This is a genomic window from Streptomyces pactum (assembly GCF_002005225.1).
GTDB lineage: Bacteria > Actinomycetota > Actinomycetes > Streptomycetales > Streptomycetaceae > Streptomyces > Streptomyces pactum_A.
On sequence record NZ_CP019724.1, the window covers coordinates 3,775,213 to 3,788,283 of the forward strand.

Below are 13,071 nucleotides of genomic sequence, written 5' to 3' on the forward strand. Positions count from 1 at the left end.
TCGGCCCCCGCTCACCTTCCGTCATACTCCCGGTCCCACCTGCTCTGCCGAACGCCACCCCACGTGCCCATCACGACGGCCGCCCCGAAGAGCGTCGCGAGGAACACTCCGTTCGAGTCGCTGTCCCGGTCCTCGGTCGGACTGGCGAGACCTTCCGGGTCGTAGCGCACGCGCAGCTTGTCGCCCTTCGACACCCAGTCCTCGCAGCCGTCGCCCTCCGAGAGCGAGGGGGATATCGCCCACCCGTCGACCGAGCGCAGGTCGCAGTGGTTGGTACCGCTGTCATCCATGCGTACGACCACTGCGTCGGTCCACTCACCCCGGTTCGCCAGCGCGACCTGATCACCGGCGTCGGTGCCGAAAAATCCCATGGCCATCCCCGCCATCAGGGGCACGGTGAGCTGCCATGCGAGCTTCCTCTTCTTGCGCGGCACCCGCCGCAACACGAGCACCGGGACCAGCAGCGAGGCCAGCGGAAGCACCAGGACGGCGAGCAGGAGCCCTGCGCCCCGCAGCACAGACGGAAGCGGCACCACGGGCCCCAGCCAGGAGAGCCCCAGCGAACCGCCGGCACACACCAGACTGAACAGCAGCCACCGAACCCAGTCGGCCCGCCACCACACGCCCGTACCGCCACCCCGCTCCGGCCGAACAGCGGCCCCCACCCCGGATATGTCGTCTGCCACGCGCCCACCCTAACGAGCACGGCGCGGCCGCGAACGCCCGTGAGCTACGCGCCCGCCGGACCTACGCCTCGGCGTCGTCGTCCGCCACCTGGCCGGCTTCCGGCGGGTACGCGACGAAGGTGCCCTTGGCGGGGAGGGTGACGACGAGGCCGCGTTCGCGGAGTTCGCGGACAGCGCGACGAGCGGTGAGGTAGGCGACCTCATACTCCTGGCCGAGGTCTCGTTCGCCCGGCAACCGCGCTCCGGGCCTCAGCTCACCCGACGCGATACGGGCAGCGATGTGGTCGGCCACCTGCATATAGACGTACGCGATCTTGTTGGGGTCGATCGGCGAGTCGCCCGTGTCTGCTGCCATACCAGTCACCGTAAAACAGCTCTGAGCTGCAGCAATAGGCGCATTGCTGCGTACTGCTATGCACTGACATGCGCAGCAATGTACGCTGATCGCAGAAGACCCCGGCGACGGAGGCAAGCCGTCCCGGGGCATGGCCGACGCTGCAAAGGAGCGCCAACATGCTGGACCTTACCGCCCGCCTCCTCGCCTGGATGCTGAGCATCTGCACACCCAACCCCCGGGGCCGTCACCGCCTCGGCACCGCGCCGCCCCTGCGTTTCATCCCGGCACCCCCGCCCCGCTTCACCGAGATCCTCGACGGCAACGCGTCCCGCCTCGTACGCCCCTACGTCCTGGACCCCGCCGAACGCCGCCACCAACGCGAACGCCGCCGCGCCGCACACCCGGCCACCCTCGGCGTCGACGTCGGCCCGAGGCACATCCACGGCGTACGGGTCCCGGCGGCAACCCGATGACCGGGCGGCCTCCCCTGCGGATGTGCGCCCGCTGCCGGCGCACCACCGACGAACCGGTCCTGGTCCACGAGGTCCACGCCGCCACGGGCCCCGGCTTCAACGTCTACGCGTGCCCTGAGTGCGCGGAGCACTACCCGCCCATGACCGACGTGCTGGAACTACTGGACTCCGCCGCCCGCCGTCGCGCCCACACCGGCGGGCCGCTCACCGAACCGATCCCCTGCTCGTCGACGAACCCGCCGTGCGCGTGCCCGAGGTGCACAGCACGGCTATAGAGAAGGCCCCCCAGCGGCTCCGGACGCAACACTCCCCAGCGTGCCCGGGGCCGCTTCCAGCCCGTCGCCCGCTGGGACACGATCAGGACACAGCACATTGCGGGAATGCCAGCGAACGCCCGAAATGCCCAAGCTGTTGGGACAGTTCGCTCTGGCGAAACCAGCAACCCCACCGCTAGCGTCTGTGCTCTTGACTGCACCTTTGTCCCACGGGGAGTCCACTGTGAAGCGCCGCTCTTTGCCCGTTGCCGCCGCGCTCGCCGCGGCAGCGGTACTACTGCTGACGGCCTGTGGCAGTTCGGATGACGCCTCGAAGGCCAACGACGAGATCGCCGGGGCCGACGCTGGAAGCGAACAAGAGTCGGCTACGCCGGCCACGCGCCCCAGCGACACGGCTCAGCATCCGAAGGTGACATTGCCGAAGGACGTCGCGAACGTCTTCGAGGGCTGGAAGACCGGAGACGCCACGAAGGACGCGGTCCTGGCCGACACATCGCGCCGCGTCGATGCGCTGACCTACGCCATCACCCAGGCGGAGCCGGACGAGCCCGCGCTCGGCTTCTACTACAAGGGGGACGCCCTGCTGGGCGCTGCTGACTGGGTCCAGGAGTTCGTAAAAGCCAAGAAGTCGATGACGGGCGAGACCCGCTACTTCAAGCCGACCGTCGACGTGTACGCCGACGGCAAGGCGACGCTGACGTACTGCTCCTTCGAAGGCAAGGCGTTCGTCAAGGACCGGAAGACCGGTGAGGCGGAGAAGACCCCGGTCACCGATGACTCTTACCTCCTCTACTCCACCCGCATGGAGAAGAACGAGAAGGGCGTGTGGCAGACCGCCGTGCTGAACTCCGAGAGGGGTAACGACACATGCGCACCGTAACTCCTGCCCGCCGCTGGCTCCCTGCCGCTGGCCTCGCCATCGCATGCACCACCCTCATCGTCCCGCCCGTGTATGCCGACGTGAGTCTTGGCGATGGCAATGAAGGCGCCCAGGTAGAACAGGAAGGCTCAAACAGCGGTAAGACGTTGGAGTCGCGGATCACGTTCCGCGGTTCCACCAACGGTGGTAGCAGCTCCGACTCGGGAAGCCTGGCTCCCGTCGGAAACTGGACACCACCTGCCTGCTGGTATGAACCACGGTCCGCCCAGGAGTTCGCTGAGTACATAGAAAACATGTACAAAACTACCGTCAATACCCCTGGTCAGCACAGCTACGCCAAGACAAGTGCGGGCAAGACTCGGGAAAAATACAAAGACGGTAAGTACAAGAACTACAACCTTGACCAGAAGGACGAGGGCAACTGGTGGGTTGCCGTCCGAGACGAGGACCGTTGGATGGAACCGGAGGCTCAAGTTTGCGACGAGGACCCCTTCTGGGCGGAGAACGGCGCCGCTCCGCCGGTTGAAAACGCGGTCACTCCGGAGGTACTCGCCGAATTGGCCTACAACCGCATTCAACTGCCGACCACCGAAGTCGACCTCGCCCCTGCCGAGGCCACCAAGGTCAACCTCCCCACCTGGGCCTGGCTCGACAAGGCAAAGTTCGACAAGGTGTCGGTCACAGCGTCACTTGACGCGGGCGCTGTGAACATCCAGGCCACCACCACCGCGACGCCGGTGTCCCTGAAGTTGGAGCCGGGCACCGAAGACGCGGAAACCTACCCGGCTTCCGGCGAATGCGCGATCAACGATGGCGGCTCGATCGGCGAGCCTTACTCCCAGGGCAAGGCCGACCAGACCCCACCCTGCGGCATCAAGTACCTCCGTTCCTCTGGAGACGGCTCCTTCGAACTCCAGGCGACAGTCACTTGGGAAATCGCCTGGACCGGCACGGGCGGCGCGGGAGGCGACCTACCCGACGGCACCTTCGGCAACGACCAGGCGGTCATCGTCCAGGAGATCCAGTCCGTCAACCGCTAAACAGTAGACCACCATCCTTGTGACGTCCAGAAGATTCAGGCTGTCAAACGCTGACATCGCACACCACCCCAGCACTACCACCCTCGTTACGTCCACAGGAGACCAGTAAGCGATCATGGCAGGCGACTCAGATCTCATTGTCAATGTCGATATCCTCGTTGAATCGGACACCAACCTGCGCAAGATCAAGAAGGTACTTCAGGACATCAACGACAGGAAAGACGACATGCGCCCCCACTGGGGCAGCGGCGAGATCAGCGACGCCATGGGTGACTTCGTCGACAACTGGGATGACTACCGCACGCGGATGATCGAGAGCCTCGAAAGCGTCGGGAAGCTCGTTACCAATACCATCGACGGGTTCACCGGCGCCGACGCCGCGCTCGCGAAGGAACTGAAGAAGGCGAGGAAGGGCAAGTGAGCGCCTCCTCAAAGCCTCGCCCTCGGGACTGGCACCCGCTCGCGGAAACTGATCCGGTGCCAGGGGATCCAGCAGAAATCCGCGACGAAGTAACACACATGAAGAATGTGGCATCCTCACTAAGGGACCAGGCAGGCCGACTTCGTGACATTAAGGATGACGACGAGCTCAAAGGAAAGTATGCGGGAAAGTTGCGCGACGAGTCCGAGGTGCTGGAGAAGCACCTCAGGGAAGTCGCCAGTCGCTACGAGCGCGTCCACGTCCACCTGACCAATTGGGCCAACGAACTGGAAGAATTCCAGGGTACGGCCGACAAGGTCTTGACCAATGCGAAGAAGGAACAGGAAGAAGTAGAAGCCGAGAAGAGCAAGAAGGATGCTCGCGGTGACGACTCTTCCAAGCGCGCGGATAGCGATCCAGAGGATCCACTGCAGAAATACCGCAATCAGCTCAACGGAATCACAGGTGACCGGGACAGCCGAGCGGGACACTATGCAAAACAGATCCGCGACGAGATTTCCGATATCATCGAGGACAGCTTTTGGGATGACTTCAAAGGCTTGATTCATGACAACATCGACAAAATAAAATGGGTACTCGATGCCCTTGGGTGGGTAGCTTCCGCATTGGGCACGTTGGCACCCTTCCTCGTATGGATCCCAATCATTGGTCCTGCTCTCGGAGCTATTGCCCTTGGGCTGTCCATCTTTATCGCAGCATCCCGACTGATTCTGTTCTTCGCGGGCGAAGCCAGCATGACAGAGGTGCTGATGGATTGCGTCGGCTTGGTAGCCTTCGCCGCCGGAGCAAAAATGTTGACCAAACTGAAGACGGCCAACCAAGCAGTCAAGTCTGCGTCGAAGGTGCAGCGGAAGGATCGACTCAAGGGACTATTGAGAACGAACCGAGCCACACGCGACGAGCTCACACGTCGTATAGCGACGGCTGCAGACGACAACGCGAGAGAAGCCGCGCGGGGGCACCTTAATCGACTTCGTAAAGACATGTCGCGGCACGCCGGCCGCGTAGCCGACGAAGCGCCAGTCCGCCCCACCGCACTCGAAAATCTAGGGTTCGGGAGTCCTGACGCCCGCGCAATCGTCACGAACATCCGTCAGAACACCTCGACGTTCTCCGACGCAGCCGCAGCCGCCGGGAAGTCCGACACGTACTACAGGGTCGCCGTGGGGAGTGCGGTGGTCGGTGCCACCGCAGATGTGACAGACAAGACCCTCGGCGAGAGTCCTGTTTTTCCAACCAAGCCTTATAACCAGTCGTACGAGGACTTCAAGGGAGAAACCGGTAAGTTGCCAGAGGACACTCACTGGTGATGTAGTGCTCAATCAGAGAAGAGACGCCATGAATTTTACCCAGCAAAGTCGAGAGGTCGGACGTCTCGGCGAGGGGCCTACTGCTCTGGCCAGGTTGTGTCTTATCACGGGTACGAGCTCAATCTTTCTAGTCATGGCAGCCTCGGTCATGCCCGATTCCGCCAGAGACACCGTCTATTTGATTCAACGGTCGATCGTGGCCGCAGCAATTCTCACATTGCTCTGCATCTTCTACAGGCATCCTCGCCCCACCCGGCGTCCATCTGGCCTCACAGAAGTCTTCATTTACTCACCGGCGCTTTTTCTGGCCGCTTGGGTAACGGGCATATGGCCCGGAGTCTTCATTGCACCGCTGATTCCGCTACTTACTTTCGGTGCATGGCTCACAGAGAGGCTCAGGCGTGACTGAACAGAGTCGAACAGTGCCGCAAATGCCCGTTGGGTTCAATCTCGTCCTACCACCTGGTTGGGACAAAATCAGGCTGCAGGAAGAGTTCTTGGACGACTCGATCCTGGCTGTGGTAGACCGCTCCATCAGGCAACTCCCCGACGACCTAGCGAAAGATGACATAAGCAAGGTTCGAATGGAGCTCTTCAAACAGCTCAGGAAGGCTGCCAGAAAGGCTGCGCGCGCAAATGGTTTGATACTCTACCTGCCCACGGAACGCGTTCACGATACTGTCATTCCAGCATCTTTCGTCGTCACTGAACCGACTCCTGTGACAGGTGACGTCGGGAGTGGAATTCAAACAGACCACATCTTCGCAGCTCTGGCGGCAGATAACAGCACTAGCGAGGCAGTCGAAGTCGACGGCTCGTCAGGCATACGAATGGAAAGGGTCGTTCATCCTCAGGAAGGTTCGGAGATTCCCTTCTCGTCCCGACGAGTTGAGTATGTGTTGTCTGTCCCCGGAAGGCCGCTTCCTCGATGGCTGGCGATCACCTTCAGTACAGTTGGCGACGGAAAGCCCGACAGCGATTACTCGTCAGCCCTGGTTGAACTTTTCGATGCCGTGATGATGACATTCCGCTGGAGCTACGAGTGATTTTCTTCGAGACTGAGGCAGACCCCACCGAGTGGTTCCTGATGCCGCTCCACTGGACGGAGCAGCAGCGGACGGAAATCGACGAGTGGGCCGCCAGGTGTGCGGACATCGTTTATCAACGCCACCGGAAATGGTGGCGCAACCCCAACCGCGCTGTACTGACTGATCGCTTCCGGCAGTTGATCGAAGCTCACCCGCACCCCCGGATCCCGGCACACCAAGTGTTCCTGTATGGAGGTGATCCTCGTAGAGTCCCGCAACCTTTCTATGCTCTCCTGATGCAGGGAGAGGGTGCGGGCCGAGAGTCCGACCTCAGGACACTCGTCCAGGCGACCGAAGAGGGGTCGGTTCGCCCCCCGGATGTCACCGCATTCGACTCGGACCGGATCGGTGAAGGCCTGCGCTGTCTACGCTACTTCAGCGATGACGCCGGCCTTGGTGTCTCGCTGAACTACGGTTGGTGGTCGGAGGAGCTTCAGATCTACGCATCCGTGCGCACAGTGACGGATGAACTCGGCTGGCTGGGTCTCAACATGGACATCTTCGATGACTTCGCCCGCAGTATCTGGCTCAATCCCAACCCGGAGTGAGTGACGTACTGACAACCGGCTGCGCCGCGGATTGCATCAACCCACCTCATCCTGCCAGCCACCGGTGCGGCAGGACGCGCGCTCGCCGCTCGCCCCGCCGCACCGTCACTCGCCCAACTCGCGCCGGCGCTACGAGCCCCGCGGCTGCTTCGCCAATTCCTCGTCGATCTGCGCGACCTTCCGCCGCAGCCGGGCGAGCTCCTCGGCCTCGCTCTCACCCCAGCCGTTGCCAGCCCGCTTGGCACGCGACACCCAGCTCGCCAGCGTCGTCTCGTTGATCTCCAAGTCTCGCGCGACCTCGGGGAGCGGCTTCCCGGTCTCCGCCACGATCCGTACAGCCCCTCGCGAAACTCAGTCGTGAACACCCGACGCTTCTCCGCCATGACTCTCAACTTCCCGAGCAGTCACGGACCCCACACTACGAGGGAAGGCTCACCCGACGGCCTCCCCTGCGGATGTGCGCCCGCTGCCGGCACACCACCGACGAACCGATCCTGGTCCACGAGGTACACGCCGCCACGGGCCCCGGCTCCAACGTCTATGCGTGCCCTGAGTGCGCCGAGCACTACCCGCCCATGACCGACGTGCTGGAACTACTGGAATCCGCCGCCCGCCGTCGCATCCGGACCGACGGGCCACCCACCGAACCGATTCCCTGCCCGCCGACGAACCCGCCCTGCACGTGCCCGAGGTGCACAGCACGGCGATGGAGAAGGACAACCCTCCTCCCACGACGGCCCCGGACGCAGCACTCCCCAACGCGCCCGGGGCCGCTGTCGGCCCGTCACCCGCTGGAACACGATCAGGACACAGCACAGCGCAGAAATGAGAACGTACGCCCGACATGTCCAAGCTGCTCGGACAGTTCGCTCTGGCGAAATCAGCAACCCCACCGCTAGCGTCTGTGCTCTTGACTGAACCTTTGTCCCACGGGGAGTCCACTGTGAAGCGCCGCTCTTTGCCCGTTGTCGCGACGGCAGCACTGCTCTTGACGGCCTGCGGCAGCGGGGAGGGAGAGTCCAGCGACACAGACAAGATCGCCGGAGCAGACACAGGCGAATCGTCGGCATCGGCGCCTGCCTCACCGAGCGCATCGGCCGACGTCAGCCGCCCTGATCTCTCCTTGCCTGATGACGTGAAGGAAGTCTTCGAGGACTGGGAGACCGGCGACGCCACCAAGGACGCCGTGCTCGCCGACGCGGGACACTCGATGACCGCGGTTACCCGGGCCATCACGGACGGAGAGACCGAGTCACCTGCTCTCAGCTTCTACTACAAGGGCGAGGCACTGGCGGGAGCTGCGAAGTGGGTACAGACCTTCGTGGACCACGATGCGACGATCACCGGCACCACGCGCTACTACGCGCCAACCGTGGACCTGTCCGGCAAAGCCACGGCAGCGGTCACACTCTGCGCGGACGAGAGCAAGGCATTCAACAAGTTCCGGAAGACGAACAAGGTCGACCGCAGCGCCCCCTCCGACAACTCCTACGTGTACTACGTCAGCCGTCTTGAGCAGAACTCCAAGGGGATCTGGGTCACAAGTAAGGTCATTTCCAAGCGGGGGAACGAGAAATGTATTCCGTAAAGTCGCCCAGAAGGCTGGCGCTGCCCGGAGCCGTGCTGTTCGCCAGCGCCGCCTTGCTCCCCATGGGGCCGGCGCACGCGGAGACCGGCTTCGGCGGATCTCGGGGGGAGGCCGACACCAGCAGCGGTTCAAGCGGGCGGGACATCACTTCGCAGGTCACCTTCAACACCTCCAGGAACGGGACCGGCGAGTCGACCGGTGCTCTGACCGCTGTCGGCGACTACGACCCGCCTGCCTGTTGGTACGAGCCGAAGTGGACGCCCGAGGAGTACGAGAAGGACTTCGAGCAGCGCTGGAACGTCGGACACTTCAGCGGTGCGGCGCAGGGCTACGCCGCCGAGAAGTCCCGCTACATCGAAGGCAAGCCCTACAAGGACTTCAACAAGGAAAAGTCCGGCGAAGGCATGTTCTGGGGGACGGTCTACGACTGGGAGCGTCTTGAGGGGGATGACTACCTGGCGTGCAGCCAAGCCGACTTCTGGGTCGACAACGGCGACGATCCGCCTGTTGAGGGTGCCCTCGACAGCGAGACTCTGGCGATGCTCGCGTACAACCGGCTCCAGGTCCCCGACACCGAGGTCACTCTCGCACCCGCAGAGGCCACAAAGGTCAACCTTCCCACCTGGGCCTGGCTGGACAAGGCCGACTTCCACGAGGTATCCGTCACCGCGTCTCTCAACGTGGGCGGTTGGAACCTCTCTGCCACCACGACGGCCAAGCCCGTCTCGCTGAAACTGGAACCGGGAACCGCGGACGCCACCATGTTCCCCGCCTCCGGCGAGTGCACCATCAGCGCCGAGGGAACAGTCGGTGAGCCCTACGCCAAGGGCAAGTCCGACGAGACCCCGCCCTGCGGTGTCACATACCTCCGGTCCTCCGGTGAAGGCACCTACGACCTCAAGGCAACCGTCACTTGGGAAATCGCGTGGGAGAGCTCCACCGGCGAGACCGGAACGCTCCCCGACGGCACCTTCGGCAACGATCAGGCGGTGACAGTGCAGGAGATCCAGGCGGTAAATAGGTAACAGTCTTTCTCCGCCCCTCGAGCCACATCACCGCTCTCGGTGCCGCTAGATTGCGGAGAATCCTTGACCATAGGGCACGCTCTTGACGAACGGAATTTCGATTCCGGCCATCACAGACTGGACTGATCCGCATGTCGGACTTGACTGTCGACTTCGACCTCCTGAAAACCTCCGCGAAGCAGCTCAACGCGATTCGCACCGAGTTCAAGGATCTCGGTGAGTGGAAAGACGACATCACCTCGGTTGTGGGCGCTTCCGAGCTCCGGAGCGCCATGACGGACTTTATCGACAACTGGGACGACAACCGCAAGCGCTTGGTCGAGTCGTTGGAGGAAGTCGGAAAGATGGTCGAAGGGACGCGCGATGCGTTCAAGAGCCTTGACGACGAGTTGGCCAAGACCGGCAAAAAGAACAAGTAGCCATGCCGATTGACGTACCGTACTGCTGACTCAGGGGAATTGATGGCGAGGCCCAAAGACTGGCACCCGCTGCGCGAGAGCGATCCGGTGCCCGGTGATCCGAGCGGTGTCCGAGACCAAGTCACGCATATGAAGAAGATTGCCGAATACTTGCGGACTCAGGCGAAGTCACTCACCGCGATGGCGGACGCCGACAATCTTAAGGGCAAATACGCCGAGAAGTTGGCTGAGGACGCTCGCGGACTGGGACGCAAACTCGACTTGGCGGAAGACCGGTACCGAAGTGGCGCGACGCCTATCCCGACAACCCCACACTGGCGTCCAACGCCAGCCAGGCCCAGCGCCACAAGGACGCGATTCAGGGTTCCTGGGCTGCTTCCACAGGGCTCGACGCTGCGGACAAGAGCGCGGATTCCCTCACGAACGACGGATACAGCAGGATGAAGGACCGGATGACCGCGCCCGTCGGCTCGCAATGGTGAGGGAGACTCTCCGATGACCGAAACCCGCGACTCAGGGGGGACCAGCCGCACGGTTGCCTGGCTGCAGTACGGCGTCGCAGGCGTGAAGATCGTCTTCTTGCTAAGCGTCTTCCGTCTCCTGGCCACACCCTTCTCCGAGGAGATGTTCGGAGAGCAGTGGCTGCCGATGCCCACATGGGAATGGGCCCTGGCTTCCGTGACTCCTGTCTTGCTCATCGTGCTGGCACGTCGACCGGCCGACCGGGCCGCGCTCTCCGGCGAGCAGACCATCCTACGCATCGCACTCACCTTCTACCTCGTCTACGGCCTGGCGTTCGCGGCCGTGCAGGACAAGGTCATTCTGTGGCTATCCGTGGTCGCTGGTATCGGCGGCCTGGTGACGATGTACCTTCTCAACCGCAAGGAGCCCCTCCATGGCAGCTGAGCAGAGGGCGGCTGTGGGCCAGGAAGGCCCAAGGGCCACGGGATACCGCCTCCTCATCCCCTCCCAGTGGGCACAGATCCCTCTGCGCAGTGGCACGCAGGAAGCAGTTGAGCGGATCTTGCAGGACGCGTACTCACGCATACCCGCAGACGCCCCTTCAGACAAGATCGGCCCGTACAAGCAGGAGCTCGCCCGGCGGTTCCGCAAGGCCGTGGCCGGGGCTCAGGAACACGATGGCCTCGACCTGTACCTACCGGTCAAACCGGTGAGTGATGAGGAGTTCAACCTCGGGGCCTCGATCCTCGTGACCGAGACCGTGGTGCCGACACGCGGCCCACACGGGTCTCGGACGCCTCCCAGCGAGATAGCCGTTCAGCTGTTGACCAGGGACGGAGCCGAGAACGCCGACCTCAGTTCCGGCGAGGTGGACGGCGCACTCGCCGTACGGCGGGAACACGTCGCTGCGGCGGCTCCGGACCGGGGGGGCAGTGGCAGCCTCTCGCCGCGTCGAGTACATCGTCTCCGTCCCCGGTGATCCCGACCGATGGTTCGTGGCCGCGTTCTCGACAGTCGGAGGAGGAGACCCGAGAGACGAACTGGCGGAAGCCCTCGTCGAATGGTTCGATGCGGTCATGGCCACGTTTCGCTGGAGGCATGGATGAGCGAAGCGTTCTGGCCGGTTATCGACATCGAGTACGTCGACGCATATCCCTGGGTGATCATCCCACCGCGAGCGGGAACATCTGCCCCTTTCGAGGAGTGGGACGACATCCATGCATGGTGTCTGGAACGGGCCGAGGATCTGTGGGCGGACCGTGAACTGGCCCCCGGGCCTAACGGATCAGCCTTCGTTGGAGAGACGCTGGCGCGCTGCGCCGAGGCATTCTGCCCTCCTGGCTCGGATCACTGGCTGTTCCTGCACCTCGACCACCCGACGGATATCCCATTGCCCGTGTGCGCGGCAATCGGTCCGGCCCGAAAGCCACGCGAGGCGACCCTGCGCGCACTCACCGAGGCGAACGACACCACGGCCGTAGAGCCGCCCGTCGTGAGAGCCTTTGACTCCCCTCATCTCGGGGAGGGCATGAGCACGTTCCGGTACGTCACCCAGGAGAACTCGCCACACCTGGCCGCCTGTGTGCGCTATGCGTGGCAGGTGGAGCAGCACGGAGCGGACGTGGTGATCTGGACGGCGACGGAGGATGTCGCTCGCGTCCTCACTGCTGCCGAGGATGTAGAAGAGTTGGCCCGTTCGTTGGCCGTGTTCGTTCCCTGAGGGCGGCAGCGGGCACTGCCTGGCAGGCCGCCGGTGTCGCATTCGGTGCCCACTACCCGTCCGTCGTAGACACAACGGGCCGTTTCGGGAAGGCGCTGACGACCAAGGGCTGAGAGGCTACGGTGTCGGCGGCCCAGGCCGTGAGCCAGCCCCCTTCCTCATCGTTCATCGCCAGGTCGATCTTTCCCGTCCCCGCACTGGGCATGGTGCGGCGGGGTACGCACCCCGCCGCACCACCACTTGCCCAGTTCGCGCCGGCCCTACTAGCCCCGCGCCTGCTTCGCCAGTTCCTCGTCGATCTGCTCGAACTTGTCGGCGGCCATGGTCAGGTAGTCGCCCATGCCGTCGAGGCCGTCGAGGGTGGTCTTGGCGCCCTTGGTGAACTCGTCGAAGTTCTCGTCGAAAGCCTTCGAGGAGGACTTCGTGACGTAGCCCGACTCGACCAGGTTGGCGATGTACTTGCGGAGGCCGTCGAGCTTCTCCTGGAGCTTTTCCTTCTCCTTCACGACATGCTTGGCCGCATCCCGCATGTCCTGGTATGTGATGTCAAGGTCTTTGGCCATGAAGCCGCTTCCTCTCACAACGCCGCAGGGCCAACCCCCGTGGCTCCTTGTTTGCGGATCGAACCGGCGCACCGGTCAAACCGGTCGCAGGTGTCGCATGAAACGACCGGTGTGATCTTCCGCTCTTGAGGCAGCAGCTTACGGGGGTGACTTGTGGTGTCACATCCCTGCATTGCCTTCGGGAACGTTCGGTCACCTCCCTGTTGCCGCACCGC

General features: G+C 63.4%; 18 protein-coding genes. 14 read left to right on the forward strand and 4 right to left on the reverse strand.

What is annotated here, in order from left to right; genetic code table 11:
- Positions 1–11: 11 nt before the first annotated feature.
- Together B1H29_RS15670 and B1H29_RS15675 are read right to left on the reverse strand one after the other, a co-directional pair.
- The gene (locus B1H29_RS15670; protein ID WP_234393025.1) at positions 12–686 is read right to left on the reverse strand and encodes a hypothetical protein; all 675 of its coding nucleotides are present in this window, start codon (positions 684–686) and stop codon (positions 12–14) included.
- A 61-nt stretch (positions 687–747) separates the two neighbouring features.
- Entirely contained in the window at positions 748–1,041 is a 294-nt protein-coding gene (locus tag B1H29_RS15675) for a winged helix-turn-helix domain-containing protein (protein WP_055418476.1), read from the reverse strand.
- Positions 1,042–1,199: 158 nt separating this feature from the next.
- Between B1H29_RS15675 and B1H29_RS15680 the strand changes: the two genes are divergently transcribed.
- The 8 genes from B1H29_RS15680 (at position 1,200) to B1H29_RS15710 (ending at position 7,079) form a co-directional block, all read left to right on the forward strand.
- Entirely contained in the window at positions 1,200–1,496 is a 297-nt protein-coding gene (locus tag B1H29_RS15680; protein ID WP_055418477.1) for a hypothetical protein, read from the forward strand.
- Positions 1,493–1,771 carry a hypothetical protein gene (locus B1H29_RS15685; protein WP_159027825.1) on the forward strand — a complete coding sequence of 93 codons (279 nt, stop codon included), beginning with the start codon at positions 1,493–1,495 and terminating at the stop codon, positions 1,769–1,771. Before B1H29_RS15680 ends, B1H29_RS15685 begins: the two co-directional genes overlap by 4 nt.
- 409 nt (positions 1,772–2,180) lie before the next feature.
- Positions 2,181–2,651 carry a hypothetical protein gene (locus B1H29_RS15690; protein ID WP_234393026.1) on the forward strand — a complete coding sequence of 157 codons (471 nt, stop codon included), beginning with the start codon at positions 2,181–2,183 and terminating at the stop codon, positions 2,649–2,651.
- Positions 2,639–3,691 (forward strand): hypothetical protein, encoded by a 1,053-nt coding sequence (locus tag B1H29_RS15695; protein WP_234393027.1) that lies wholly within the window; start codon positions 2,639–2,641, stop codon positions 3,689–3,691. Before B1H29_RS15690 ends, B1H29_RS15695 begins: the two co-directional genes overlap by 13 nt.
- Before the next feature lie 115 nt (positions 3,692–3,806).
- Positions 3,807–4,112 carry a WXG100 family type VII secretion target gene (locus B1H29_RS15700; protein ID WP_055418480.1) on the forward strand — a complete coding sequence of 102 codons (306 nt, stop codon included), beginning with the start codon at positions 3,807–3,809 and terminating at the stop codon, positions 4,110–4,112.
- Positions 4,109–5,443 carry a putative T7SS-secreted protein gene (locus tag B1H29_RS38120; RefSeq protein WP_159027826.1) on the forward strand — a complete coding sequence of 445 codons (1,335 nt, stop codon included), beginning with the start codon at positions 4,109–4,111 and terminating at the stop codon, positions 5,441–5,443. The genes B1H29_RS15700 and B1H29_RS38120 overlap by 4 nt, the downstream gene beginning before the upstream one ends.
- A 431-nt stretch (positions 5,444–5,874) precedes the next feature.
- Entirely contained in the window at positions 5,875–6,489 is a 615-nt protein-coding gene (locus B1H29_RS38125) for a hypothetical protein (protein WP_159027827.1), read from the forward strand.
- Positions 6,486–7,079 (forward strand): hypothetical protein, encoded by a 594-nt coding sequence (locus tag B1H29_RS15710; RefSeq protein ID WP_055418482.1) that lies wholly within the window; start codon positions 6,486–6,488, stop codon positions 7,077–7,079. Before B1H29_RS38125 ends, B1H29_RS15710 begins: the two co-directional genes overlap by 4 nt.
- A 129-nt stretch (positions 7,080–7,208) precedes the next feature.
- Here the strand turns inward: B1H29_RS15710 and B1H29_RS15715 are convergent, their stop codons facing one another.
- Complete coding sequence (locus B1H29_RS15715; protein ID WP_055418483.1) at positions 7,209–7,406, reverse strand: transposase; 198 nt, start codon at positions 7,404–7,406, stop codon at positions 7,209–7,211.
- 808 nt (positions 7,407–8,214) lie between these two features.
- Between B1H29_RS15715 and B1H29_RS15725 the strand changes: the two genes are divergently transcribed.
- From B1H29_RS15725 to B1H29_RS15750, 6 genes are all read left to right on the forward strand, one after another.
- Positions 8,215–8,667, forward strand: coding sequence for a hypothetical protein (locus B1H29_RS15725; RefSeq protein WP_234393029.1), 453 nt, complete (start codon positions 8,215–8,217; stop codon positions 8,665–8,667).
- Entirely contained in the window at positions 8,655–9,692 is a 1,038-nt protein-coding gene (locus tag B1H29_RS15730; protein WP_079160245.1) for a hypothetical protein, read from the forward strand. Before B1H29_RS15725 ends, B1H29_RS15730 begins: the two co-directional genes overlap by 13 nt.
- A gap of 131 nt (positions 9,693–9,823) precedes the next feature.
- A complete protein-coding gene (locus B1H29_RS15735) occupies positions 9,824–10,111 on the forward strand; it encodes a hypothetical protein (RefSeq protein ID WP_055418486.1) in 288 nt (95 codons plus the stop codon).
- Between the two features lie 495 nt (positions 10,112–10,606).
- On the forward strand, positions 10,607–11,017 hold the full coding sequence (locus tag B1H29_RS15740; RefSeq protein ID WP_055418487.1) for a hypothetical protein: 411 nt from the start codon (positions 10,607–10,609) through the stop codon (positions 11,015–11,017).
- The gene (locus B1H29_RS15745; RefSeq protein WP_234393030.1) at positions 11,007–11,552 is read left to right on the forward strand and encodes a hypothetical protein; all 546 of its coding nucleotides are present in this window, start codon (positions 11,007–11,009) and stop codon (positions 11,550–11,552) included. Before B1H29_RS15740 ends, B1H29_RS15745 begins: the two co-directional genes overlap by 11 nt.
- A 123-nt stretch (positions 11,553–11,675) precedes the next feature.
- Positions 11,676–12,293, forward strand: coding sequence for a hypothetical protein (locus B1H29_RS15750; protein ID WP_055418488.1), 618 nt, complete (start codon positions 11,676–11,678; stop codon positions 12,291–12,293).
- Positions 12,294–12,556: 263 nt separating this feature from the next.
- Here B1H29_RS15750 and B1H29_RS15755 read toward each other — a convergent pair whose 3' ends face one another.
- Entirely contained in the window at positions 12,557–12,856 is a 300-nt protein-coding gene (locus tag B1H29_RS15755) for a WXG100 family type VII secretion target (RefSeq protein WP_063787499.1), read from the reverse strand.
- Positions 12,857–13,071: the final 215 nt, after the last annotated feature.